The sequence below is a fragment of the Duganella sp. GW822-FHT06D06 genome, from assembly GCF_058799615.1.
The window spans coordinates 382,531-407,152 of record NZ_JBXALQ010000002.1; the positions used below are offsets into that span (position 1 = coordinate 382,531).

Here is a 24,622-nt window from a genome sequence, read left to right on the forward strand (position 1 = left end):
CTTTAGCTGCGCTCTTGGTAGTGCGTGACGGTTTGCTCGATGGCGCCGAAGATGCTGGCGCCCTGCTCGTCCTTCATCTCGATGCGCACGCTGTCGCCGAATTTGAGGAAGGCCGTTTGCGGCTTGCCGCTTTCGATGGTCTCGTACATGCGCACTTCGGCCAGGCAGCAGTAGCCCACGCCGCCGTTGGCGATGCTCGATCCGTGCAGGTTGCCCTGCTTGTTCGACACCGTGCCGGAACCGATGATGGTGCCGGCCGCCAGCTCACGCGTGGCGGCGGCGTGCGCCACCAGTTGCGCGAAGTTGAAGGTCATGTCTTCGCCGGCGTTCGGCTTGCCGAAGGGCTGCTGGTTCAGATCGACCAGCAGCGGCAGGTGCAGCTTGGTGCCGGCCCAATGCGCGCCCAGTTCGTCCGGCGTGACGGCCACCGGCGAGAAGGCGCTGGCGGCTTTCGACTGGAAGAAGCCGAAGCCCTTGGCCAATTCGTTCGGGATCAGGTTGCGCAGCGAGACGTCGTTGACCAGCATGACCAGGCGGATTGCTTTCGCGCAGTCGTCGGTGCTGGCGCCCATGCGCACGTCGCCGGTGACGACGGCCACCTCGGCTTCCAGGTCGATGCCCCACTCTTCCGACAGCGCGAAGATCGGATCGCGCGGGCCGATGAAGCTGTCCGAGCCGCCCTGGTACATCAGCGGATCGGTGTAGAACGAGGCCGGCACTTCGGCGTTGCGCGCCTTGCGCACCAGCTCAACGTGGTTGATGTAGGCCGAGCCGTCGGCCCACTGGTAGGCGCGCGGCAGCGGCGAATGGCAGTACTGCTGGTCGAACGGATGGGTGTCGACGGCGTCGCCGGTGTTCAGCGAGGCGTAGACCTGCTCCAGGCGCGGGGACACCAGCTCCCAGTTGTCCAGCGCGTGCTGCAAGGTGGCGGAGATCTTCGGTACGTGCTGGTAGCGCGACAGGTCGCGGCTGACCACCACCAGGCGGCCATCGCGGCTGCCGTCTTTCAGGGTTGCGAGCTTCATGCTTTCACCTCCGGTGCGTGCATCCAGGCGGCGTGCTTGGGCGCCTTGCGGGTTTGGGACCACTCTTCCAGCATCTCCCATTTGACGGCGTCGAGCTTCTGCATCATCTCCGGCGTGCCGGTGTTGACCGCCAGTTCGAGGCGGTGGCCGTTCGGGTCGAAGAAGTAGATCGATTTGAAAATGGTGTGGTTGATCGGGCCGATCACGTTGATGCCGGCGGCGACCAGGCGCTCTTTGGCGGCCAGCAGTTCGTCCATGGTCTCGACTTCCATCGCCAGGTGCTGCACCCAGGCCGGGGTGTTGTGGTCGCGGTCCATCGGCGCCTGGGTCGGCAGCTCGAAGAAGGCCAGCACGTTGCCGTGGCCGGCGTCCAGGAACACGTGCATGTACGGGTCCGGGGCCTTGGTGGACGGCACTTCGTCCTCGGCGATGGCCAGCACGAAGTCCATGTTCAGGTGTTTGACGTACCACTCGACGGTCTGCTTGGCGTCGATGCAGCGGTAGGCCACGTGGTGTATCTGCTTGATTTTCATATTTGTCTCCAACTGGGTCATTCCGCATTAAAGGCGAATTTCAGATATCATACAAACGATATTTTCCATCCCACTTATCAGATTTCCCGATGAATCCTAGTTTGCGCCAGATGCGCGCCCTGGTGGCGCTCGCCAAGACCGGCAGCTTTACGCTGGCCGCGGAGCATCTCAATGTGACCCAATCGGCGCTCAGCGGCCAGATCAAGGAGCTGGAGCAGATGCTGGGGGTGCGCGTCGTCGAGCGTACCACGCGTAAAGCGCAGCTATCGGAGATCGGCCGCGAGCTGACGCCGCTGTTCGAAAAGATGCTGCAAGACCTGGACCGCGCCATGGCCGACATCGCCAACCGCAAGGCGCTCAAGCAAGGCTCGGTGCGGGTGGCGGCGCCGCAGATGCTGTCCTGCACGCTGATGCCGGAGGTGATCGCGGCCTACAAGGCGCGCTATCCAGACGTGCAGGTGTGGCTGGCCGACAGCCCGGTCGAGATGGTGTCGGCGCGGGTGTTCAGCGGCGAGGCCGACTTCGGCATCGGCCCGGACCGCGATACCACCGCCGAGATCGAAGCGCAGCCACTGTTTGAGATGCCGTTCGTGGTGGTGTATCCGCCCGGCCATCCGCTGGAACAGCGCAAGCGCATCACCTGGGCCGATGTGAACGAATATCCGCTGATCTCGCTGCAAGGCCAGTTCACCGAGCGGCTGTTGCGCGACATGCACGCCTCGTTTCGCGAACAGTCGCTGAGTCCGTACAACGAGGTGACCTTCATGACCACCGCGCTGGCCATGGTGCATGCGCGGCTGGGCATCACGGTGTGCCTGCCGTATGCGGAAAAGATGGTGCAGCTGTACGGCTTGCAGATGCGGCCGCTGGAATCGCCGGCGCTGACGCGGCGCTTCTTCGTCTACACCCGCAACGCGCGGGCGCTGTCCCCGGCGGCCGAGAGCTTCGTCGCTTTCCTGCAGGAATTTGCAGCAGCGCATCAGTGGAATGTGCCGCAGGGCTGAACGTTTTATAATTGACGCATGACAGCAGACACCATCGCCATCAATCAGAAGATGGACCAGTTCGACGGCCACCACAGCGTTTGGCTGTTCGGCTACGGCTCACTGATTTACAAGGCCGACTTCCCCTACCTTGAACGCCGTCCGGCCAGCATCGCCAACTGGACGCGGCGTTTCTGGCAAGGCTCGCACGACCATCGCGGCACGCCGGACGCGCCGGGCCGGGTCGTGACCATCATCGAAGAGCCCGGTGCGGTGTGCCATGGCATGGCCTACCTGGTGACGCCGGAAGTGTTCGCTCACCTGGACCATCGCGAGAAGAACGGCTACCTGCGGCTGGCAATCGCCATCGCGTTTGAAGACGGCGACAGCGTTGAAGGCCTGGTCTACATCGCCACGCCGGACAACACGGCCTTCCTCGGCGCCGCCTCCGAGCAGGAGATCGCGCAGCACATCGCCCGCTCCGCCGGGCCCAGCGGGCCGAACAGCGACTACCTCAACCATCTGGCCAGCGCGTTGCGCGAACTGGGCCGCCATGACCAGCATGTGTTCGAGATCGAACGTCATCTGGCCGCGCTGAAGAACTAGTTCAGGCCGGCGAGATAGGCGCACAGCATGTCGGCCAGCGCTTCCGAATAGGTGTGTATTTCTTGCTCGGTGCGCGGTGTTTCCGAGAACTGTTTGCCGACTGAACTGAAGGTCGTCATGACCAGATCGCCCGCCAAAGTGCGCACACTGTCTGTCGCTGTAGGCAGAACTTCGTGCATGAAGACCTCGATGATGCGGTCGGCCGCCGAGCGCGTCTCATGTGCTTCGGGTGTGTCGCGATAGAACGGGGCGGCATCGTTCAGCGCGGTGCGGATCTCGGCCTCGTCGCATTCCGAGCGCAGGAAGGCGTGAACCAGAATGCGCAGCCGCTCCAGCGGCGGCTTCTGCGTGTCTTGCAGGATGTTGACCAGCATCTCGGTGGTTTCCCGCCACTCATCCGCCTGCAACCTGAACAGGATCGACGCCTTGTTCGGAAAGTACTGGTACACCGATCCCACGCTCACGCCGGCACGCTCCGCCACCCGCGTGGTGGTGAAGCGGCGCACGCCCTCCTTCGCCAAAACCTGAATAGCCGCTTCAAGAATGGCCGATACCAGGTCGGCCGAGCGCGCCTGTTTGGGCTTCCTGCGCGAGGAGATTGGGGCTTTTGCGGGGTCTGTCATAGGGGCGGTTCCGAATGCGAATATGAAACATGAAGGATTCTTCATATTATATCCACTCTTCATTCGAAAGGAATCACCATGACAACCCTGACCAATCATCCCGTGGCGTCGCTGCTCGACCGCCTGTTTGCCGAAGCCGACGCCGTCCAGATCGCCGCGATTCCGGCCGTCGCCGAACTGTCCAAGGACGAGCGCGAACGCCTGATGCGCAGCAAGACCGAATACCTCAACCTCTACCATCGGCTGAAGGATGTGCCGCTGCCGGTGTCGCGCCAGACCGGCGAGTTGCTGTACATGCTGGCGCGCAGCTGCCGTGCCCGCAATATCGTCGAGTTCGGCACGTCGTTCGGCATCTCGACCTTGTACCTGGCGGCAGCCCTGCGCGACAACGGCGGTGGCCATCTGATCACCAGCGAGTTCGAGCCGACCAAGGTGGGGCGGGCGCGCGACCATCTGGCGCAAGGCGGCCTGCTCGACCTGGTGGACATCCGCGCCGGCGATGCGCTGGAAACGCTGGCAAACGATCTGCCGGAGCAGGTCGACCTGCTGCTGCTCGACGGCGCCAAGGCGCTGTATCCCGAGATCCTCGGCCTGGTGCGCAGCCGGCTGCGCCCGGGCGCGCTCGTCATCGCGGACAATGCCGACATGAATCCGGACTACGTGGCGCTGGTGCGCTCGTCTGCGTCCGGGTTCATGTCCCTGCCGTTCGCGGCAGATGTCGAACTCTCCGTCAACATCGGCGTGGCGGCCTCCTCAAAATAAGTCCAGCTGGCCGGCGTCGGCCGCCGCCTTGGCCCGCGCGCCCAGCGGCGGCACCACCAGCGGACGCGTGAACTGCGAGACGTCCATGTTGTGAAAGCGGCTGCCGCGCCCGGTCAGTCCGAGGCGTTCGGTGGCGATCTTGAAGCGCTGGCGTATCAGCTCGGCCCACACGCCCTCGCCTTTCATGCGGGCGCCGAAGTTGCTGTCGTAGTCTTTGCCGCCGCGCATTTCACGCACGCGGTTCATCACGCGCCGGGCCCGCTCCGGGAAATGCGCTTGCAGCCACTGATGGAACAGCGGCGCCACTTCCCATGGCAGCCGCAGCACCGTGTAGTGGGCGCTGACGGCGCCGGCCTCCTTCACCGCCTCCAGGATACGCTCCAGATCGGGCTCGGTGACGAAGGGGATGATGGGCGCCACACTGACCGCGACCGGAATGCCGGCGTCGGTCAGCGTGCGTATCGTGCGCAGGCGGCGCGCCGGTGCTGCCGCGCGCGGCTCCAGCGTGCGCGCGATGGCCGGGTCCAGCGTGGTCAGCGTGATGGCGACGCCGGCCTGCTGCCGGGCCGCCATCGCCGACAGGATGTCGATGTCGCGCTCGATCAGCGAGGACTTGGTGATCAGGCCGACCGGGTGCTGGCATTCCTGCAGCACCTCCAGCACGCGGCGGGTCAGCTTGCGTTCGCGCTCGCAGGGCTGGTAGGCGTCCGTATTGACGCCGAGCGCGATCGAGGCCGGTTCATAGCCGGCCTTGGCCAGCTCGCGCCGCAACACTTCCGGCGCGTTGATCTTGGCGAAGATCTTGCTCTCGAAGTCCATGCCGGGCGACAGGCCGAGATAGCTGTGCGTGGGCCGCGCGAAACAATAAATGCAGCCGTGTTCGCAACCCCGGTAGGGATTGAGCGAGACGCTGAACGGCAAGTCCGGCGAAGCGTTGCGGCTGAGGATGGACTTGCAGAGCTCGTCCGTGACTTGAGTTTTCCAGGGTGCGGCCTCTTCCTCTTCGCGTTCCCAGCCGTCGTCATAGGCCTCGCGGGCGTGGACCTCGAACCGGCCCTGCAGGTTCGACACCGCGCCACGGCCTTTTTGCGCCTTCAGCGACTGCGGAAGCAGCATCACATGCTCTTGATTATTTTCATCGTGGGTTTCATCGTAAGACATGGCGTCACCAAACTACTGTATACATATACAGTATTCTATGCGCTTAAAATGACGATATCAAGCGAAATATCAAAGGTGCATGCTTGCCTTCTTGGGAACCAAGTGGCCAAGCTGGTATCATGCTGGGTTCCGGGGGACGGAATTTCCCCGCGCCACGCGCGCCCCCAACCCACACCTCGCCAGGATGCCGCCGATGCGGCGTCCCGGCTCACCCGATACGAGCAAACAATATGAACAATTCGACTCAACCATTGCCGTCTTTTTTTAGCAGGATTTCCATCGCCATCGGCGCGTTTTTCCGCGCCCTGTCCGACGCCGACTACGCCGCCCGCCTGACCCGCATCGACGACGCGCCGCAGCCGGCCGCCGCGCCCGTGGCTGCGCCAGCACCCGCCCCAACGCCTGCACCTGCGCAGACGCTGCGCGTCGCCACGCCGGACGCCGCCTTGCAGCTTCTGAGTCTGTTCCAGCGCGAAGCGCGCCTGATCGACTTCACCCAGGAAAACCTGAGCGCCTATTCCGACGCCGACATCGGCGCCGCCGCGCGCGTGGTGCATGAAGGCTGCAGCAAAGTGCTGCGCGAGCACTTCACCATCGAAGCGGTGCGCAGCGAGGCAGAAGGCAGCCGCGTGGTGCTGGAAGAAGGCTTCGACGCCAGCGCCGTGCGCCTGACCGGCAACGTGGTCGGCAGCGCGCCGTTCCGCGGCGCCTTGAGCCATCGCGGCTGGCGCGCCACCAACGTGCGCCTGCCGAAACTGGCCGAAGCACACGACGCGGCCATCCTGGCGCCGGCGGAGGTGGAATTATGAGCGACCCACGCTACGCCATCGGCATCGACCTTGGCACCACGCACAGCGCGCTGTCCTATGTGGACCTGGGCGCCAGCGACGGCGAGAAAACCCAGCACGGCGTGCTGGCCATTCCGCAGCTGACCGCACCGGGCACGGTGGAAGAGCTGCCGTTGCTGCCGTCCTTCCTCTATCTGCCGCATGCGGACGAACTGGCGCCGGGCGAATTGAGCCTGCCATGGCAGCAGTCGCCGGAAGAACAAACCGCCGTCGCCGGCGAGATGGCGCGCAGCCGTGGCGCCACCACGCCTATCCGCCTGGTCTCCAGCGCCAAGAGCTGGTTGAGCCATCCGGGTGTCGACCGCCGCTCCGCGCTGCTGCCGAACGACGCGCCGGAAGAAGTGTCGCGCGTCTCGCCGCTGGAAGCCTCGACCCGCTACCTGACGCACCTGCGCAAGGCATGGGAGCAGGCCTACCCTGACGCCCCGTTCGGCGAGCAGGCGGTGACGGTGACGATCCCCGCATCGTTCGACCCGGGCGCGCGCGAACTGACTGCCGATGCGGCACGCGCCGCCGGCTACACCAACCTGACCTTGCTGGAAGAGCCGCAAGCGGCCCTGTACAGCTGGATCCAGGGCAGCGAAGGCCGCTGGCGCAAGGAAGTCAAGCCGGGCGACATCATCCTGGTGGTGGACGTGGGCGGCGGCACCAGCGACTTTTCGCTGATCGCCATACTGGAACGCGACGGCGTACTGGAACCGCACCGCATCGCGGTGGGCGACCACATTCTGCTCGGCGGCGACAATATGGACCTGGCGCTGGCGCACCTGGTGGCGCGCAAGCTGGCCGCCAACGGCACCCAGCTCGACGCCTGGCAAATGCGCGCGCTGACCTACGGCTGCCGCAGCGCCAAGGAAAAACTGCTGGCCGACGCCAGCGTCGATACCTGGCCTATCGTGGTGCCGAGCCGTGGCTCGAAACTGATCGGCGGTTCGATCCGCACCGAACTGACGCGCGACGAAGTGACCACCTTTATTCTCGACGGCTTCTTCCCGCAGGTGGAGGCGTCGGCGCGTCCGGCGGTGCGCACGCGCGCAGGCCTGACGCAGCTTGGCCTGCCGTATGCGCAGGACGCCGGCATCACGCGCCACCTGGCCGCCTTCCTGGCGCGCCAGCTGGGCGCGACCAGCGAACTGGAAGGCTACGTCGGCAAGCAAACCGCCGACGCGACCTTCCTGCATCCGACTGCGGTGCTGTTCAACGGCGGCGTGTTCAAGTCGGAGTTGCTGTCGCAGCGCATCATGGGCGCCATCAACGACTGGCTGTACCTGGAAGGCTCCGAGCCCGCCCGCATGCTGGGCGGCGCGGACCTGGACCTGGCGGTGGCGCGCGGCGCGGCTTACTACAGCTACGTGCGTCGCGGCAGCGGTGTGCGCATCCGCGGCGGTACGGCGCGTTCCTACTACGTGGCGATCGAATCGTCGATGCCGGCTATCCCCGGCATGGAACCGCCGATCCAGGCGCTGTGCGTGGCGCCGTTCGGCATGGAGGAAGGCAACGAGATCGAACTGCCGAACCAGGAGTTCGGCCTGGTGGTCGGTGAACCGGTGCAGTTCCGCTTCTTCGGTTCGTCGGTGCGCCGCCAGGACCAGATCGGCGACCTGCTGGACTTCTGGAGCGCCGATGAGCTGATCGAGTTGAACGAGATTCAGGCGACACTGTCGCCGGAAGGCCGCCAGACCAGCGACGTGGTGCAGGTTCGCTTGCATGCAATGGCGACCGAGTCGGGCACGCTGGAGCTGCAGGCAGTATCCAACGACGGCCAGCGCTGGAAGGTGGAGTTCGACGTACGCGCCGCCTGAGCATGAGTCAATACGTCGTCAGCATCGATCTCGGCACCACCAACACGGTGCTGGCCTATTCGGAACCGGGCAGCGCGCAGATCCGCCTGTTCGAGATCGAGCAGTTGGTGGCGCCCGGCGAAGTCGCCGCCGGTGCGCTGCTGCCTTCGCTGCGCTATCACCCAGCGCAGGGTGAGCTGGCGGACGGCGACCTGCAACTGCCGTGGTCCTCGGCCGATGTCGCGGGCCTGTCGCAGGTAGTGGTCGGGCGCCTGGCGCGCAAGCTGGGCGCGCAGGTGCCGGGTCGCCTGGTCGCCAGCGCCAAGAGCTGGTTGTCCCATCCCCAGGTGGACCGCATGGCACCGATACTGCCGTGGGGCGCGGAGGCCGATGTGGCCAAGGTGTCGCCGGTCGCCGCCAGCGCCTCGTACCTGGCGCATGTGCGGGCGGCGTGGAACGCCCGCTTCCCTGCGCATCCTCTGGAACTCCAACAGCTGGTGCTGACGATACCCGCATCCTTTGACGAAGGCGCGCGCGCGTTGACGCTGGAGGCGGCGCGCATGGCCGGACTGCCCGGCCTGCGCTTGCTGGAAGAACCGCAGGCGGCATTCTACGACTGGCTGTTCCGCCAGCGGGCGACGCTGTCCACGGACCTGGCGGACACGCGTCTGGTGCTGGTGTGCGACGTCGGCGGCGGCACCACCGACTTCAGTCTGATCAAAGTCGAGATGCTCGAAGGCCAACCGCAGATCAGCCGCATCGGCGTGGGCAACCACCTGATACTCGGCGGCGACAATATGGACCTGGCGCTGGCGCATCTGGTCGAGACGCGCATGGCGTCGAATGCCGGCGGTGCGGCGGCGCGTTTGTCCGCCAGCAGCCTGTCGCAGCTGGCGGAGCGCTGCCGGGCGGCGAAGGAGCTGCTGCTGGCGGCCGATGCGCCGGAGAGAACCACCGTCACCCTGCTCGGCTCCGGCTCGCGCCTGATCGGCGGTTCGCGCTCGGCCGACCTGACGCGCGAGGAAGTCGCGGCCTTGGTGGTGGACGGCTTCTTCCCCCTCAATGAAACGCAGGAACCCGCGCGGCGCGGCCGTGGCGCCATCGTCGAATTCGGCCTGCCCTATGCCAGCGACGCGGCGATCACGCGCCACCTCGCCAGCTTCCTGCGCCAGCACGCGGCGGCCGCGCGCGAGGCGCTGGGCTTCGCGGCCGACGACTCCGCCGCCATCCCTATCCCGGACACGCTGCTGCTCAACGGCGGCGTGTTCCGCGCCGACGCGCTGGCCAGCCGCCTTGAAGCCACGTTGGCCAACTGGCGCGGGCAGCCGCTGCAGGTTCTGCACAATGACAATCCGGATGTGGCGGTAGCGCGCGGCGGCGTCGCCTACGCGCTGGGCCAGGCCGGACAAGCGCCGGTGATCGGCGGTGGTTCCCCGCGCAGCTACTTCCTGCTGCTCGACGACGAAGCGCGCCACGACAAGCCGCGCCGCGCGATCTGCATCCTGCCGCGCGGCAGTGTGGAGAACCGCGAGATCCTGCTGGCCGACCGCACCTTCGCGCTGCGCCTCGGCCGGCCGGTGCGCTTCCATCTGGCTTCGTCGATCTCCGAAACCGCGCCGCCGCAAGCCGGCGAGCTGGTCGAGCTGCAAGCCGACGAGTACATCCAGCTGCCGCCGATCGCCACCGTGCTGCGCGACAGCAGCAGCGCCGACGCCCGCAAGGAAATCCCGGTGCAGCTGACCGCCACGTTGAGCGAAGTCGGCACGCTGGACGTGCATTGCGTCGCTATCGAAGGCGCCCAGCGCTGGCTGCTGGAGTTCCAGCTGCGCGGCGAATCCGCCGTCGATGATGGCGCAGCCGATGCAGCAGCGCCGCAGGAAGCGCCGATGCCGGCCGGCTTCGACGCCGCCATCGACAAGATCGACCGCATCTTCGGCAGCCGCGCGCAGCAGGTCGACATCAAGGAAGTCAAGCAGCTGCGCGCGCAACTCGAACACCTGCTGGGCGGCCGCGAAAGTTGGGCCACGCCGCTGCTGCGCCGCCTGTTCGACGCACTGATGCAGCGCGCCAAAGGCCGCCGCCGCTCGTCCGAGCACGAACGCGCGTGGCTGAACCTGAGCGGCTACTGCCTGCGTCCTGGCTTCGGCTACACGCTGGACGAATGGCGCATCGAGCAGCTGTGGGCCATGTTCGACACCGGCATCCAGCACCACAAGGACAGTCAGGTCTGCGCCGAATGGTGGACGCTGTGGCGCCGCGTAGCCGGCGGCCTGAGTGTGGAAGCGCAGCTGCGCGTGCTGGACGATTTCGCCTTCAACGTGCAAGCCGACGCACAGGAACGCGGACGCCGTCCGCAAACGCTGGTCAACGGCAGCGAGGAAGACATGCTGCGCCTGGGCGCATCGCTGGAACGCATCCCTGGCAACTACAAGGCCGAAATCGGCGCCTGGATGCTGGGCCAGCTCGAAGCGGCGACCAGGGCCGCCGTCAAAGCCGCCGCCAACAAAACCCGTAGCGGGGCCGCCGAAGTTGGCAAAGCCGAAGCGGCGCAGGCGCGCTTCCTGTGGGGCTTGAGCCGGGTCGGCGCGCGCCAGCCCTTCCACGGCAGCGCGCACGATGTGGTGGAAACAGCCGTCGTCGAACAATGGCTGACCGCGATCCAGTCGCTGGATTGGAAGAAGGTGGAGCCGGCCGGTTTCGCCGCAGCCCACCTGGCGCGCATGACGGGCGACCGTACCCGCGACATCGGCGAAACGCTGCGGGAGGAAATCCTGCGGCGCCTTGCCGCCGTTGGCGCGCCGGCCAACTGGAGCGCGATGGTGCGCGAGGTGGTGCAGCTCGATCAGGCCGACGAAAAACGCATGCTGGGCGAAGCCCTGCCGCCGGGCTTAAAGCTGATCGCCTGACGGCGGCCGCGCAACGTAGCCAGCTTGCTGGGCGACGAAACCATCGAAGGCGTCGATCAGCGGATTGAATTTGTTTATATCGTTCTCCAGTTGGGCCAGCGCGTAGACCGTGGCCTCCAGCGTGGACAACTGGTCCGGCAGGTGCGCCTTGCGGATCAGGTAGTGCGACGGTGGCGTGTCGCGCAGCGGCAGGCGCGGCAAGGCTTGCAGCACAGGATTCAGGTACAGCATCTTGCGGCTTTTGCGCCAGGTCCCGTCCAGCACCACCAGCCGCAGAAGCTGCGGTTCGCGCAACCAGTCCGCATCGAACGGCTGCGCTGCGGCCAGGCCCAGCGACCTATCGGCCGCCGTATCGGGATACAACAGCACGCTGCGCCGCTCCGGCGACAACAGCGCCTGCAAGCGCTCCGGCGCGAAGGCCTCGCCCACTTCCAGACGGCTGCTGGCCAGGCTCAGATGCAGCAGGCGCGCGCTGCCCTTGGCGTTGTTCACTTCCATCGGGTGCTGAAGGATCAGCACCTCCACCTGATTCGGCAGCGCCGCTACCCAGCGGCAGATGCAGGTCCGCCGCGGACGCAGACAGGCAGCGCACAGCGCGCGCGTGGAACATGGAATGGATGGTGCGGCGGCGCCGTCGGTACTGGTCGTCATAGACCGCCATTGTACCGAAGGCGCGGGGCGCGCTTAGAACTCTTCCCAGTCGCCGTCCTTGGCGGAGGCGACTGCCGCACGCTTGGGCGCCGCGGCCAGCGCCTTGCGGGCCGGAGCCTTCACCGCAGGCGCCGGCGCCGGACGCAGGGGCCGCAGTGCATCGCGCGGCCGCACAGGCGGCAAGGCGCGCGCCTGCGTCGCCATCTGCGACGCATCGAGCTTGAACACGCTGACCACGTCAGCCAGCTTGGCCGATTGCTCCTGCATCGATTCGGCCGCCGCTGCGGCCTCCTCCACCAGCGCCGCGTTCTGCTGCGTTACCTGGTCCATCTGCGTGATCGCGTCGTTCACCTGCGCGATGCCGACGCTCTGCTCTTCGCTGGCGTGGCTGATCTGCGTCATGATCTGCGTGACGCGGCCGATGCTGACAACGATCTCGCTCATGGTCTGGCCGGCCTTGTCGACCAGGTCCGAACCCTGCGCCACCTTCAGCACCGAATCGTCGATCAAGCCCTTGATGTCCTTGGCGGCGGCGGCCGAACGTTGCGCCAGGTTGCGCACTTCAGATGCCACCACGGCGAAGCCGCGCCCCTGCTCGCCGGCGCGCGCCGCTTCCACCGCCGCGTTCAAGGCCAGGATATTGGTCTGGAAGGCGATGCCGTCGATGACCGAGATGATGTCGACGATCTTGCGCGACGAGTCGTTGATCGAGCCCATGGTGCTGACCACTTCACCCACCACGGCGCCGCCACGGCTGGCGATTTCCGATGCGGTGACGGCCAGCTTGTTGGCCTCGCGCGCGTTCTCGGCGTTGAAGCGCACGGTCGATGTCAGCTCCTCCATCGAGGATGCGGTCTCCTGCAAGGAGCTGGCTTGCTGCTCGGTGCGCGACGACAGGTCGTGGTTGCCGGCGGCGATCTCGGTGGAAGCGTGGGCCATCAGGTCGGTGCCATTGCGCACCTGGCCGACGATGTTGACCAGGTTCGTGTTCATGTTTTTGAGAGCGCTCATCAACTGGCCGGTTTCATCGCTGCTGTTGACCTGGATGTCGCTGGTCAGGTCGCCCGACGATACCGTCTCCGCCACCTTCACCGCTTCGTTGATTGGATTGGTGATGGTGCGCGTGATCCACCACGCGGCGAATACGCCCATGACGATCGCGGCCAATCCCAGTAGCACCAGCAAGGTGCGGCCGCTGGTGTACTGCTGCTGGATCTCGACGGCAGCCCGGTCCAGCAATTCCGCCTGCTTGTCGGCGAATTTTTTCAACGCGTCCAGGTAGAGGATACGGCTTTGCGCCATGTCGCCTTCGTAGAGGCTCTTGCCCTTTTCCAGATCGCCGGCATTCTTGGCGGCGAAAACGGCCTTGCGGATCTCGGTGTAGGTCTTGCGCGTATCGAGCACCTTCTTGAACAGGGGCTTGAGTTCCTCGTCTTCGATGCCGGCGCCGATCTGGTCCTGGATCTTGGTCGCGCGGCCGGACGATTCGGCCATCATGCCTTCAAGTTTCTTCTGGTCGGCGGGATCGGCGACCATCCAGGCGCCGGTGGTGCGGGCGGCGTTCACTTCGATGATCTTGCCCCACTCCGCGATCAGCCGCTCGTCGCGGATCTTCTCGTTGATCATGCGGTCGGTCAGCGCACTGGCGCTGCTCAGCCGGAGGATGCCGATGATGGTCATCGCCGTCAGCATCAACAGGATGAGTGAAAAGCCGAAACCGAGGCGAGTGCCGATTTTCAGGTTGTTCATAGCAGTCCTCAAAATGGAGATGGATGGGCCGTTCAATCCACTCTAGCACCATTTAGGGGAAAACTATAGCCTCAAAGGAAATATTTCTTCAGAGATATTATTCACTCGCCGGCGGTTTGGGCGCCCAACAGCTCCTCGACGCTGGAGATGGCGGCAGGGTCCTTGATCACGGCGCGTAGCCAGACGTGCAGCGGCATGTCACCCCAGCTGGCGGCCTTGTCGGCCAGGTAGGCGACGGGGCTGTGCGGTTCGGTGCGACGGAAGAAATCGGCGACTACCCGCAGTTGCGCCAGCGCCTGGCGACGGTCCTGCGGCGTCCCGCTGGCAACCACCGCCACCTGGCTGGCCGGGGCGTCGCCAGTGGCCGCCAATGCCGGCACGCTGCCCACCGGGGCCACGCTTCGGATCACGGCCTGCAGGCAGTCCCTGGCGGCGCTGAAGCCCGGGCCGTCCGCTCCCAGCCGCTGGTCGACGATGCGTTCCAGGCCGGCCAGCATGGCGAGGCAGTATTCGGCGTCCGGCAGCAGCGCCGCGCCTTCCGTCAACGGTATCTCCTTGACCAGCACCGGCGTGCGGGCCAGGAGCCAGAACAGGTTGCCGATGCGCTGTTCGTAGTCGCCGTCCTCGGCGACGGGGTACATGCCGTCCCAATAGTGTTCGCACAATCCGCCCAGCACTGCGTAACCGTCCCCCAGGCCACGCAGCCCGCGCGTTTTGGCGCAGGCCTCGGCCAGCCACACCGCCAGCCGCATGTCCTTGCTGCGGCTGGCGATCATGCCGGCGCTGCGGCTGGCGACCAGCGGCCAATCGGCCTCCTTCAGCGCCGAGACCCATTCGCCCTGGTCCAGCGTGGGGTCGTCGTACACGCGCGCCTGCGCGATCTGGTCCACCTCCGCGCTGAAGGCGACGTCCTCGCCGCAGGGTTGCGCCGCGCTGATGGGCTGTAGCAGTTGAGCGATGCTGAACATATTCCGCCTCCGGGCTATTTGATGGTGTATTTGAACTGGCCCTGCTTGCTGGCGCCGACCTTGATCTTGCCGATGGCGGCGCCCTCCGACATCCGCTGCAGCACCGCCTCGGCGATCTCCGGCAGCAGGCTGCCGTTGAGGATATGGTCGACATTGCGGGCGCCGGAATCGACTTCGGTGCAGCGCGCCAGTACCGCTTCGATCAGCGCCTGGTCGTAGCTGAACTCCGCGCGGTGGTGATCGCGGATGCGCTGGCCGATGCGATCCAGCTTGAGCGCGATGATCTGCACCAGCACCGCGTCGGGGATCGGGTAGTACGGCACCACTTTCAAGCGGCCCAGGAAAGCCGGCTTGAAATGCTTGACCAGGTGGGGCCGCAGCAATTCCTCAAGCGCGGTCTCGGTCGGCGGCGATTCCTGGTTCAGGCAAGCCTGCATGATGGCGGCCGAGCCGGCGTTGGAGGTGGCGATGATGATGGTGTTGCGGAAGTCGATCTCGCGGCCCTCCGCGTCGTCCATCACGCCCTTGTCGAAGACCTGGAAAAACAGCTCGGTCACGTCGGGGTGGGCCTTTTCGATCTCGTCCAGCAGCACCACGCTGTAGGGATTGCGGCGCACCGCTTCGGTCAGCACCCCGCCCTGCCCGTAGCCGACGTAGCCCGGCGGCGCACCTTTCAGGCCGGAGACGCTGTGCGCTTCCTGGTATTCGCTCATGTTGATGGTGAGGAGTTTGCGTTCGCCGCCGTACAGCAGGTCCGCCAGCGCCAGCGCCGTTTCGGTCTTGCCGACGCCGGACGGGCCGACGAACAGGAACACGCCCTTGGGTTTGTTGGGGTCGTCCAGGTTGGCGCGGGCGGTGCGCACGCGCTGGGCCACGGCGGCGATGGCGTGGTCCTGGCCGAGGATGCGCGTCTGCAGTGCGTCCTGGAGTTTGAGCACCGTGCGGATCTCGTCCTTGACCATTTTCCCCAGCGGGATGCCGGTCCAGCCGGAGACGATGGCGGCCACGGTGGCGGCGTCCACGTCGACCGGCACCATCGGCGTTTCACCCTGCAGCGCCGCCAGCTCGGCGCGTAGCGCATGGGTTTCCGCCGCGCCGTTCGCCGCGGCGCGCGCGCGCGCGATGGCGGCGACTATCGATTGCTCGCGTTGCCAGCGCTGGTTGTGCTGCGCGTGTTCCGCTTTGAGCGCGGCATGCGCCTCGTCCAATTGGCGCAAGCGCTGCGCGTGCGCGTGACCGTCGTCCTCGCGCTTCAAGGCGGCGATTTCAACGCACAGCCGCTCCATGCTCCTGGCGGCGTTCTCCAGCAGGGCCGGGGTTCCGCTCTGCGCCAGCGCGACGCGGGCGCAGGCCGTATCGAGCACACTGACCGCCTTGTCCGGCAACTGCCGGCCGCTGATGTAGCGGTGGGACAGCCGCACCGCCTCGGTCACAGCCTCGTCGCGGATGCGGATGCCGAAATGCCGTTCCATCAGCGGCGTCATGGCGCGCAGCATGGCGCTGGCGATTTCCTCGCTCGGCTCATCGACCTTGACGACCTGGAAGCGCCGCGCCAGCGCGGCATCCTTCTCGAAATACTTTTTGTATTCGCTCCAGGTGGTCGCGGCGATGGTGCGCAACTCGCCCCGCGCCAACGCCGGCTTGAGCAGGTTGGCGGCGTCGTTCTGGCCCGCCTGGCCGCCCGCGCCTATCATCGTGTGGGCTTCGTCGATGAACAGGATGATGGCCTGCGGACTTTGCTTGACCTCGTCGATGACGTTCTTCAGCCGGTTTTCAAACTCGCCCTTGACGCTGGCGCCGGCCTGCAACAGGCCCATATCCAGCGTGCGGATCTCTACGCCCTTCAGCACGTCCGGCACGTCGTCGGCGGCGATGCGCAACGCCAGCCCCTCCACCACGGCGGTCTTGCCGACACCTGCCTCGCCGGTGAGGATGGGATTGTTCTGGCGGCGGCGCATCAGGATATCGATCGCCTGCCGTATCTCGGCCTCGCGGCCGATCACGGGATCGAGCTTGCCGCTGCGCGCCAACTGCGTCAGGCTGGTGGTGTACTGATCGAGCGCCGGCGTGCGCGGGCTGCCTTGCGGCGCCAGGTCGGCAAGCGGGGTGGCGGTGGCTGCGTCGGCTGCGGCCGTTTCTTCCTGCGAGCCATGGGTGTATTTCTCCAGCTTGTGCTTGACCTCATCGATGGGAATCTCTCCGAACAGCGGCGAGGCGCGCAAGGCCAGTTGCGACAGTTCCGGCTCCGTCAGCAGCGCGACCAGCAGGTGCGCGCTGCGGATACGGTCCGGCTGCGGCGTGGCCAGCGACGCGATCAGCCATGCGTGCTCCAGCAGCAGCGGCAGCTGGCGCGAGAACACCGGCGTGCGGGTGCTGCCAGTCTTGAACTGGCTGACTTCGTGGTGCAGGTCCGCCTCCAGCGCCTCGGTGCGGACGCCGCACTGGCGGGCGATCAGCGCCACATCGCAGCGCTCCTGCTCCAGCAAGGCCAGCAACAGGTGTTCGACCTCCACTTCATACTGGCCCAGCGCCACGCAGATGCTGGCGGCGCGCGTGGCGGCCAGGCGGGTGGTGTCATTGAGCTTGCCGATCAGGGTTTTCAGGTTGAGATTCATGCTCACGCTCCGCGGGTGCTGCGGTTGATTGAATAATGCAGCGATGAGGGTTGCAGCACGGCGTCGAAATTGACCGCCTCACGCATCGGCAGTCCGGCCAGCGTCGCGCTGATGGCGAAGCTGACGCGGTTGATCGAGCCGCTCTCGCGCTCCAGGCGCGCCTGCACGTTGCTCAGCCGGGGTTCTTGACGCTCGATGGCGGCCTTGAGGCAGGCGCAGATACGGGCCCGGTCTTCGCTGCTGCTCAGGCACATGCCGGCAAAGTCGATCAGTCCGTAGTTGACGATGGAACTGGAACATTCGGGATAGGCTTCCAGCAGGTCTTCGGGCAGCGCGCAGCGGGTGTTGAGCAGATCCTCGAGGTCGCGCGCCACGGTATCCTTCCACTGCTCCAGCGACAGGCCCGCGCCGTTGCGGGCATGGCTGCCCTGCGGGTCCAGCAAACGGTCGAACAGGCCGGGAGTAAAGCCATTCATCGCATGCTTTCAAAAAAAGGCCAGGCCGGGCCGGCCTGGCCAGAAAACGCGCACCACGACGGATCGCCGCACGATCCGCTGCGGGCGCAGGGGAACAAGGTTCAGACGATGCGGTTGCTGGCCAGGTCCCAGCCGCCGGAGGTGTTGCCGCCGGCGCCACCGCTGATTTTCTGTTGGATGTATTTCCACTTGACCTTCGAGAATTTCAGCGCCACGTCTTCGGTCAGAATGTCGCCCTCTTCAACGGCCGGCGAGACGGCGCCGATCAGCACATTCTCGATCTCGATCTCGAAGTATTTCACGCGTTCGCCCTGGGCGTCGGCGCGCATGAACTCGAACCTGGCCTTGGGGATGGTGCGGCCCGCCGAGCAGGTTTGCAGCAGGATGGGCGAGGACAGATCGGCCAATTTGGAGAGCACGATGTCGCGATGCTCGCAGCGCTCCGCCGTGTGGCCGCCGCTGGTGGAAGCGGTGGCCGATTTCGGCTGCTCCACGCCGAAGCTGACCGATTTGCACTCGATCCAGTCCTTGTGCCGGTCGTCGTTGGACTCGCCCTTGATACCATCAATGTACAGATAGACGTCGATTGCCATTGCATGCTCCTGTCTCAGGTTATGGTGAACATCAGTTGTTGGTCGACTGCGGCAACTCCGCGACCAGACGGAGGGAAACGGACAATTCATCCAGCTGGAAATGCGGCCGCAGGAAGGACACTGCGCGGTACACGCCCGGCCGCCCCGCCACCTCATGCACCTGCACCGATGCTTCGCGCAGCGGGAACTGGGCCTTCTGTTCCTGGCTGGCGTTATCGTCCAGCAGGACGTATTTCATCAGCCAGCGGTTGAGGAAGTCCTCGACGTTGGAGGCGGCGGCGAAGCTGCCGATTTTGTCGCGCATCATGGCCTTCATGTAGTGCGCGATGCGCGAGACGGCGAAGATGTATTGCAGCTGGGACGACAGCACGGCGTTGGCGTTGGCCGCTTCCGAGTTGTACTTCCTGGCCTTCTGCGCCGACTGCGCGCCGAAGAAGGCGGCATACGCCGTGTTCTTGCAGTGGACCAGCGAGATGAAACCCAGGTCGCTCAGTTCCTTTTCACGCCGGTCCGTGATGGCCACTTCAGTAGGACACTTGAGCGCGACCTCGCCCTCGTCGGTCTTGAAGGTGTGGGTGGGAAGGTCGTCCACCAGGCCGCCGCCTTCGACGCCGCGGATCGCCGCGCACCAGCCGAAATCGTCAAAGGCCTTGGTCAGCTTGGCGCCGAATGCATAGGCGGCGTTACACCACAGGTATTTCTGATGGTCGGTGCCGTCCACTTCCTCGACGAAGTTGAAGCCTTCGACCGTGGTGCCGTCGACCGGGTTGAATGGCAGACGGCCAAGGAAGCGCGGCAGCGCCAGGCCGACGTAGCGCGAGTCTTCCGATTCACGGAAGGCCTTCCACTTGGCGTATTCCACGGTGTCGAACACCTTGGACAGATCGCGCGGCCTGGCCAGGTCGCCGTAGCTTTCCAGGCCAAACAACTCGGGCGCGGCCGAGGCGATGAACGGCGCGTGCGAGGCGGCGGCGACGTGCGACATCTGCTCGATGAAATACATGTCCTCGGGCTGGCGCGATATCTCGAAGTCCCCCAGCAGCGCCGCATAGGGCGCTCCGCCGAAGGTGCCGAATTCCTCTTCGTAGACCTTCTTGAACATCGAACTCTGGTCGAACTCCAGCGCCGACTGGAAGTCCTTCACCAGCTCCCGCTTGGTGGCGTTGAGCATGCGGATTTTCAGGCCCTGGCCGGTGGCGGAGTTCTTGACCAGGTAATGCAGGCCGGTCCAGCTTTGCTCCAGCTTCTGGAAAGCCGGAGCGTGCATGATGGCGCTCAGCTGGCTGGAGATCAGCCGGTCCAGTTCCGCCACGCGCGCATCCAGCGTGGCCGACAGATTGCTGGACACGACGACCGTTCCATCCAGTACCTGGCTGACCAGTTCCGAGATGATGTCCTTGGCGCGGGCATGCTCCACATTGGACTTGGCGACCTTGCTCTGCTCGACGATCTGGTCCAGCAGGCTGGCGCCTTCCGCCGCGGGCGCGGCTTCCTGCATCGGGTTCATTTGTGCGGACATGTCAGCCTCCCTTGGCGGATTTCAAGCTGGCCAGCTTGTCGGTGTTGGTCAACACCTCGCTCAGGATGTCCTCCAGCTTGTCGTTGCCGGCCAGTTTGTTGCGAAGGTCGGCCAGCTTGCGGCGCGCTTCCAGCAGCTTGTTGAGCGGCTCGACCTGCTGCACCACCGACTCGGGGCGGAAGTCCGACATCGCCTTGAAGCGCAGCTCCACATTAAAACTGGTGTCGTCGCCGCTGAGCTGATTGGGCACCTGGAAGCGCGCCACGGGTTCAACGCCGCTCAGCACTTCGTCGAAATTCCCGCTATCGATGTTGACGAACTTGCGATCCTTCAGGCGCTTCTTCTCGACTTCCGAATTGCCACCGAAGTCGCCCACCACGCCGACCACAAAGGGCAACTCCTTGTTTTCCATCGCGTCGCCGATTTCCACGTCATACGTCATCTGCACCCGTGGCGGACGCACCTTGGTCAGGCGCTTTTGTACACTGTCTCCGTTAGCCATACACACTCCATCGAAAAGGAAAACGCGGGCGACGGACTTACTTCAAGCCGCCGAAAGGATCGCTGCTGTTGCTTGAACTGCTAGCCTTGTGTTGCGGCGTCGCCGGCGCGACGGCGGTCTTCTTGCCGATAGCGGCGGCAGGAACCGCCTTGCGCACGGAGCTGTTCGAGGTAGGCACCAGTACATCCTCACCCAGGCTGCTGCGCAGCAGCTTGGCCAGGTCCTGCGCTTCGGAGCGCAACGATCCGTTGAGATTATTTTGCTGGCTCAGATCCGCCAGCGCCTTGGTGGAAAGACGCAGGCCGCTGACGGCGACGATGCTGTTACCGAGTTTGTCGTTGGGATCGCGCTGCAAGGCTTCCAGCGCATTCATGATCGCTTCGCCATAGCTGGCGCGGTCGAACTTGATCTGCGCCATGTGCAGCCAGGGCGTCTTGTCGGCCGGGTAGCTGGTCGCTGCGCTTTTCAGGATGCTTTGGGCCTTGTCGCTCTGGCCGGACGCCAGGGCGGTATCCGCTTCGGCCAGCGCATGCTCCAGTGTCGACGCTTGCAGCTTGTCGCCGCGGACCGAGTCGCCGTCCGTCGCGCAAGCCGACAGCAACAGCAAACTCGCCATGCAGGGCAACCAGGTTCTTGGAGTGATCATCAATTTCTCCTCTTGCGTATGCGGTCATGAAGGGTCCCATTATTCCCGAATGCTTGTGCCCGCCATTGCGCTTACTCAATCACTGTTTCTTTTCGGCTTAGCTTGCGCAGTCTCAACTTTCAGCGGCGCGCCTTTCGCTCTAATGGCGGAATCGCTTGGAGAAAATATGAACGCCCAGAAGACTATCGTGATCGTAGGGTTGCTGGCATTGCAGGGCTGCGCCGCAGGCTCCATCGCCGGCGCGGCGATGGAGATGGCTGGCATCCGCAAAGCACCCGAGTTGCCGGATGCGCAAAAGCCGCCGCGCAGCGTCGCGATCCGCTTGCACGCGAGCCAGAACCTCAATGCCGGCACAGGTTCCCAGCCGTTGGCGCTGGCGGCGCGCATCTACAAACTGCGGCAGACGGCGGCGTTTCAGCAGATGCCGTTCAACGGTTTCCTCAACACGCAAGGAGAGCGCGAACTGCTCGGCAACGATCTGCTGGAGGTCAAGGAAGTGATGCTGATCCCCGGCCAGCGTTACGAGATCGTCGAGAAGGTCACCCGCGAGGCCTACTACATCGGCGTGGTGGCGCTGTTCCGCTCACCCGCCGAACAACGCTGGCGGCTGGCCTTCGCCGCCGGCGACGCGGAAAAATCCGGCATCACTGTCGGCCTGCATGCCTGCGCGATGAGCGTGGGCGCCGGCGCGGCAGCTTCCAGCGAGGCCGGCAAGCCCTTGGCCTCGGTCCGTTGTCAATAAGATTGGAGACAGCATGAGTATTCCGTCCAAGGTCCTGTGGGGTGATGGCCTGTTCCTGCGGCCGCAGCACTTCCAGCAGCAGGACCAGTATCACGAAGCCCGATTGCAGCAGATCGCCCGCGCGCTGCATCCCTATCTGTGGGGCGTGTGCAAAATCGAGTGGGACCTGGATGCGTTGAAGACCGACCGCCTGCGCCTGCAGTCGCTGGCGGCGATTTTCCACGATGGCGAAATCGTCGATGCCCCGGCCAGCGATCCGCTGCCTGCGGCCATCGATTTGTCCGTGCTGCCGGCGACCTTGCAGGAGCTGACCTTCCACATCGCCCTGCCCACCTTGTCGCCCGGCGGCGGCAACGCCGCCACCGAGGAACAGCAAAACGGCGCGCGCTACCGCCAGACCACCCGCGAAACGGCGGACCTGTACACCCAGGCCGTGGGCACGAATGTCAGCTACCTGAAAAAATCCGCGCGGCTGGTGTCGGACCAGGAACCGCTGGGCGCCTTCGACTGCATTCCGGTGATCCGCTTGCGGCGCGTGGTCACCGGCGGCTTCGAGCCGGATCCGCAGTTCATCCCGCCGGCGGTGTCGATCGCCAGCGCTCCCGGCCTGAAGGCGCTGCTGGACCGGCTGATGGACGCCTTGCAGGCCAAGGTGCAATCGCTGCAGGGCCACATGCGCGAGCCTAGCCGCAATGTGATCGAGTTCCGCTCGGGCGACGTTTCGTCTTTCTGGCTGCTGCACACGGTCAGCACCTCCGCCGCCGCGCTGATGCATTACGTCCGCAATCCCGACCTGCATCCCGAACGGCTGTTCGAGGCGCTGCTTGGGCTGGCCGGCGCCATGATGACCTACTCCAAGCAGTACTCGCTGACGCACCTGCCCGGCTACCGGCACGACGACCCGGCGCAGTGCTTCTCCGGCCTGGATCACATCATCCGCGACTTGCTGGACACGGTCATCTCGACCAAGTACTTCTCGATCGCGCTGTCGGAGGACAAACCCAGCTACCACCTGGGCAAGCTCGATTCCGGCAAGATCGACCAGCGCACCACGCTGTACCTGGCGGTCAGCGCATCGCTGTCGGCGCTGGAGCTGGTGGAGATCGTGCCGCTGCGCGTCAAGGTCGGCGCGCCGGACGATGTGGAAAAATGCGTGCTGTCCGCCATGCCCGGCGTGAAGATCACCCACGCACCGCAAGTGCCGGCGGCGATACCCGTGCAGCCGGACACCTACTACTTCGCGCTGGAGGGCAAAGGCATGCTGTATGAGCAGATGTTGAAGGCGCAGTCGATTTCGATCTACGTCCCGGCAGGCATACGCGACCTGCACCTTGGCCTGATCGCGGTGACAGCATGACGCCCCAGGTCGAACGCCGCGCCATTCCAACCTTGATGGGCGGCCAGCGCCGCCAGCAGCAGCCCGGCTACGGCCATGTGCAAACGCTGGTGGACTTGCTGCAGGAAGGTTTCTACCTGCTGTTCATGCTGAAGAACGGCAGCGTGCCGCCGGGCGAGGCGCACTTCCTCGACACTATCACCGCCTACCTGGCGGAATTCGACCGCGAGGCACGCAAGCTGCGCGCGCAGGGCGAAGACATCGACGCCGCCAAATACGCCTTCTGCGCGGCGCTCGACGAGATCATCTTGTCGTCGTCGTTCCCGATCCGCGCCGCGTGGGAGCGGCGCCCGCTGCAACTGGTGATCTTCGGCGACCAGCTGGCCGGCGAACACTTCTTCGACCGTCTGGAGGCCTTGCGCAGCGGCGGCGGCGCGCGCCTGCCGGCGCTCCAGGTGTTCCATATGTGCCTGCTGATCGGCTTTCGCGGCAAGTACGCGCTGGATTCCGGCGACAAGCTGGCCTACATGACGGCGCGGGTCGGCGACGAGATCGCCCACATCCTGGGCAAGAGCAAGGGCTTCGCGCCGCAGGCCGAACGGCCGGACCAGATCGTCCACAAGCTGCGCAGCAACACGCCGCTGTGGGTCATGTCGGCGGTGTTCGCGCTGATCGGATTGAGCGCCTACCTCGGGCTGTCGTCGTCGCTGGCGCATTCGACGCAGAACACGCTGGCCGGCTACAGCGACCTGGTGAAGCTGGCGCCGCGCCCGGCCTACGTGACCATCACCCTGCCCTGAACTTCACTGGGCAACGCGGAACTCGATGCGGCGATTGCGCGCGCGTCCTTCCGCGTTGTTGTTCTCGGCCACCGGCCGGTCCGGCCCCTGCCCCGACACCATGACCATCTCCGCCGGAATGCCCTTGTCGGCGAGGTAGGTGCGCACGGCTGCGGCGCGCGCCTGGCTGAGCGCGAGGTTGCTCTCCCGCAGGCCGACGTTGTCGGTGTGGCCGATCACCTCCACCTTCTTGCCCTTGACCTTCTGCAGCGCGGCCGCCATCTCGTCCAGGATGCCCTTGCCGGACGCGGTCAGCGTCGCCTTGCCGCTCTCGAATTCGATGATGCGCCTGGCCAGCGTTTCATCGAGCAGGTTCTGCTCCGCCGCGCTGACGCGCAAGCCGTTGTTGACGGTGTAGCTGGGGTTGAGGCTGGTGGCGATGTCGCTGGCGATCTGCTGGCGCTGCGCCTCGTTGGCCACTTCGCCGCGCACGGTGACGTTGGTGCCGTCGATCTTCAACTCGCCCTTGCTGATCAGCTTCAGGTTCGGCTGGATCAGCTTTTGCACGTAGCCGTTCCAGTTGGGCGGCAGCGACACCGGCGCGATCGCGAGCTGGTCGACCACGCGCTCGGCGCCGTACAGATCGCGCAGGCGCTGGAGCATGGCGGCCTTGCTGGCCTCGTCGGGCACGGCGCCGCTGACCAGTATCTGCCCCGGCCGGGGCGTGGCCGGCAGCGGCGCCTGCGCGGCGCAATAGAGTGAGGTGGACAGCAACGCCGGCATCACCGCCGGCCAGAGGATCCGCTGGCGCATCGCAT

23 protein-coding genes are annotated in these 24,622 nt (G+C 65.4%); 9 read left to right on the top strand and 14 right to left on the bottom strand.

Annotation, left to right across the window (positions count from 1 at the left end; genetic code table 11):
* Nucleotides 1-2 precede the first annotated feature (2 nt).
* Together AC1RMD_RS04980 and AC1RMD_RS04985 are read right to left on the bottom strand one after the other, a co-directional pair.
* Nucleotides 3-1,025, bottom strand: a complete 1,023-nt coding sequence (locus AC1RMD_RS04980; RefSeq protein WP_492924215.1) for a fumarylacetoacetate hydrolase family protein — start codon at nt 1,023-1,025, stop codon at nt 3-5.
* Nucleotides 1,022-1,558: a VOC family protein gene (locus tag AC1RMD_RS04985; protein WP_492924217.1), complete on the bottom strand. Its 537-nt coding sequence runs from the start codon at nt 1,556-1,558 to the stop codon at nt 1,022-1,024. Before AC1RMD_RS04985 ends, AC1RMD_RS04980 begins: the two co-directional genes overlap by 4 nt.
* 89 nt (nt 1,559-1,647) lie before the next feature.
* Here AC1RMD_RS04985 and AC1RMD_RS04990 point away from each other — a divergent pair, with 89 nt between their 5' ends.
* Nucleotides 1,648-2,562 (top strand): LysR family transcriptional regulator, encoded by a 915-nt coding sequence (locus AC1RMD_RS04990; protein ID WP_492924219.1) that lies wholly within the window; start codon nt 1,648-1,650, stop codon nt 2,560-2,562.
* An 18-nt stretch (nt 2,563-2,580) separates the two neighbouring features.
* Nucleotides 2,581-3,147 (top strand): gamma-glutamylcyclotransferase, encoded by a 567-nt coding sequence (locus AC1RMD_RS04995; RefSeq protein ID WP_492924221.1) that lies wholly within the window; start codon nt 2,581-2,583, stop codon nt 3,145-3,147.
* Here the strand turns inward: AC1RMD_RS04995 and AC1RMD_RS05000 are convergent.
* On the bottom strand, nt 3,144-3,770 hold the full coding sequence (locus tag AC1RMD_RS05000) for a TetR/AcrR family transcriptional regulator (protein ID WP_492924223.1): 627 nt from the start codon (nt 3,768-3,770) through the stop codon (nt 3,144-3,146). The genes AC1RMD_RS04995 and AC1RMD_RS05000 overlap by 4 nt on opposite strands.
* A gap of 78 nt (nt 3,771-3,848) precedes the next feature.
* Here AC1RMD_RS05000 and AC1RMD_RS05005 point away from each other — a divergent pair, with 78 nt between their 5' ends.
* Nucleotides 3,849-4,532, top strand: a complete 684-nt coding sequence (locus AC1RMD_RS05005; RefSeq protein WP_492924225.1) for an O-methyltransferase — start codon at nt 3,849-3,851, stop codon at nt 4,530-4,532.
* Here the strand turns inward: AC1RMD_RS05005 and AC1RMD_RS05010 are convergent.
* Complete coding sequence (locus AC1RMD_RS05010; RefSeq protein WP_492924691.1) at nt 4,524-5,648, bottom strand: PA0069 family radical SAM protein; 1,125 nt, start codon at nt 5,646-5,648, stop codon at nt 4,524-4,526. The genes AC1RMD_RS05005 and AC1RMD_RS05010 overlap by 9 nt on opposite strands.
* 275 nt (nt 5,649-5,923) lie before the next feature.
* Between AC1RMD_RS05010 and AC1RMD_RS05015 the strand changes: the two genes are divergently transcribed.
* From AC1RMD_RS05015 to AC1RMD_RS05025, 3 genes are read left to right on the top strand one after another with little or no spacing between them, the layout of a single operon-like run.
* Nucleotides 5,924-6,502, top strand: a complete 579-nt coding sequence (locus AC1RMD_RS05015) for a DUF2760 domain-containing protein (RefSeq protein WP_492924227.1) — start codon at nt 5,924-5,926, stop codon at nt 6,500-6,502.
* Nucleotides 6,499-8,343 carry an Hsp70 family protein gene (locus AC1RMD_RS05020; RefSeq protein WP_492924229.1) on the top strand — a complete coding sequence of 615 codons (1,845 nt, stop codon included), beginning with the start codon at nt 6,499-6,501 and terminating at the stop codon, nt 8,341-8,343. Before AC1RMD_RS05015 ends, AC1RMD_RS05020 begins: the two co-directional genes overlap by 4 nt.
* 2 nt (nt 8,344-8,345) lie before the next feature.
* Entirely contained in the window at nt 8,346-11,228 is a 2,883-nt protein-coding gene (locus AC1RMD_RS05025) for an Hsp70 family protein (RefSeq protein WP_492924231.1), read from the top strand.
* Here AC1RMD_RS05025 and AC1RMD_RS05030 read toward each other — a convergent pair.
* From AC1RMD_RS05030 to AC1RMD_RS05070, 9 genes are all read right to left on the bottom strand, one after another.
* On the bottom strand, nt 11,211-11,879 hold the full coding sequence (locus AC1RMD_RS05030; protein ID WP_492924233.1) for a tRNA-uridine aminocarboxypropyltransferase: 669 nt from the start codon (nt 11,877-11,879) through the stop codon (nt 11,211-11,213). The genes AC1RMD_RS05025 and AC1RMD_RS05030 overlap by 18 nt on opposite strands.
* Before the next feature lie 33 nt (nt 11,880-11,912).
* Nucleotides 11,913-13,628 carry a methyl-accepting chemotaxis protein gene (locus AC1RMD_RS05035; protein WP_492924235.1) on the bottom strand — a complete coding sequence of 572 codons (1,716 nt, stop codon included), beginning with the start codon at nt 13,626-13,628 and terminating at the stop codon, nt 11,913-11,915.
* 101 nt (nt 13,629-13,729) lie between these two features.
* Nucleotides 13,730-14,596 carry a type VI secretion system protein TssA gene (tssA, locus tag AC1RMD_RS05040; RefSeq protein ID WP_492924237.1) on the bottom strand — a complete coding sequence of 289 codons (867 nt, stop codon included), beginning with the start codon at nt 14,594-14,596 and terminating at the stop codon, nt 13,730-13,732.
* 14 nt (nt 14,597-14,610) lie between these two features.
* Nucleotides 14,611-17,211 carry a type VI secretion system ATPase TssH gene (tssH, locus tag AC1RMD_RS05045; protein ID WP_492924239.1) on the bottom strand — a complete coding sequence of 867 codons (2,601 nt, stop codon included), beginning with the start codon at nt 17,209-17,211 and terminating at the stop codon, nt 14,611-14,613.
* 2 nt (nt 17,212-17,213) lie between these two features.
* A complete protein-coding gene (gene tssE / locus AC1RMD_RS05050; protein WP_492924241.1) occupies nt 17,214-17,687 on the bottom strand; it encodes a type VI secretion system baseplate subunit TssE in 474 nt (157 codons plus the stop codon).
* Nucleotides 17,688-17,788: 101 nt separating this feature from the next.
* Nucleotides 17,789-18,280 carry an Hcp family type VI secretion system effector gene (locus tag AC1RMD_RS05055; RefSeq protein ID WP_492924243.1) on the bottom strand — a complete coding sequence of 164 codons (492 nt, stop codon included), beginning with the start codon at nt 18,278-18,280 and terminating at the stop codon, nt 17,789-17,791.
* 31 nt (nt 18,281-18,311) lie between these two features.
* Nucleotides 18,312-19,799 carry a type VI secretion system contractile sheath large subunit gene (gene tssC, locus AC1RMD_RS05060; RefSeq protein ID WP_492924245.1) on the bottom strand — a complete coding sequence of 496 codons (1,488 nt, stop codon included), beginning with the start codon at nt 19,797-19,799 and terminating at the stop codon, nt 18,312-18,314.
* Nucleotide 19,800: 1 nt separating this feature from the next.
* Nucleotides 19,801-20,301, bottom strand: a complete 501-nt coding sequence (tssB, locus tag AC1RMD_RS05065; protein ID WP_492924247.1) for a type VI secretion system contractile sheath small subunit — start codon at nt 20,299-20,301, stop codon at nt 19,801-19,803.
* A gap of 37 nt (nt 20,302-20,338) precedes the next feature.
* Nucleotides 20,339-20,947 (bottom strand): hypothetical protein, encoded by a 609-nt coding sequence (locus tag AC1RMD_RS05070; RefSeq protein ID WP_492924249.1) that lies wholly within the window; start codon nt 20,945-20,947, stop codon nt 20,339-20,341.
* A gap of 166 nt (nt 20,948-21,113) precedes the next feature.
* Here AC1RMD_RS05070 and tssJ point away from each other — a divergent pair, with 166 nt between their 5' ends.
* From tssJ to icmH, 3 genes are read left to right on the top strand one after another with little or no spacing between them, the layout of a single operon-like run.
* Nucleotides 21,114-21,689, top strand: a complete 576-nt coding sequence (gene tssJ, locus AC1RMD_RS05075) for a type VI secretion system lipoprotein TssJ (protein ID WP_492924251.1) — start codon at nt 21,114-21,116, stop codon at nt 21,687-21,689.
* A 13-nt stretch (nt 21,690-21,702) separates the two neighbouring features.
* A complete protein-coding gene (gene tssK, locus AC1RMD_RS05080) occupies nt 21,703-23,046 on the top strand; it encodes a type VI secretion system baseplate subunit TssK (RefSeq protein WP_492924253.1) in 1,344 nt (447 codons plus the stop codon).
* Nucleotides 23,043-23,825, top strand: coding sequence for a type IVB secretion system protein IcmH/DotU (gene icmH, locus AC1RMD_RS05085; protein WP_492924255.1), 783 nt, complete (start codon nt 23,043-23,045; stop codon nt 23,823-23,825). The genes tssK and icmH overlap by 4 nt, the downstream gene beginning before the upstream one ends.
* A gap of 3 nt (nt 23,826-23,828) precedes the next feature.
* Here the strand turns inward: icmH and AC1RMD_RS05090 are convergent, their stop codons facing one another.
* Nucleotides 23,829-24,617, bottom strand: a complete 789-nt coding sequence (locus tag AC1RMD_RS05090) for an OmpA family protein (protein WP_492924257.1) — start codon at nt 24,615-24,617, stop codon at nt 23,829-23,831.
* Nucleotides 24,618-24,622: the final 5 nt, after the last annotated feature.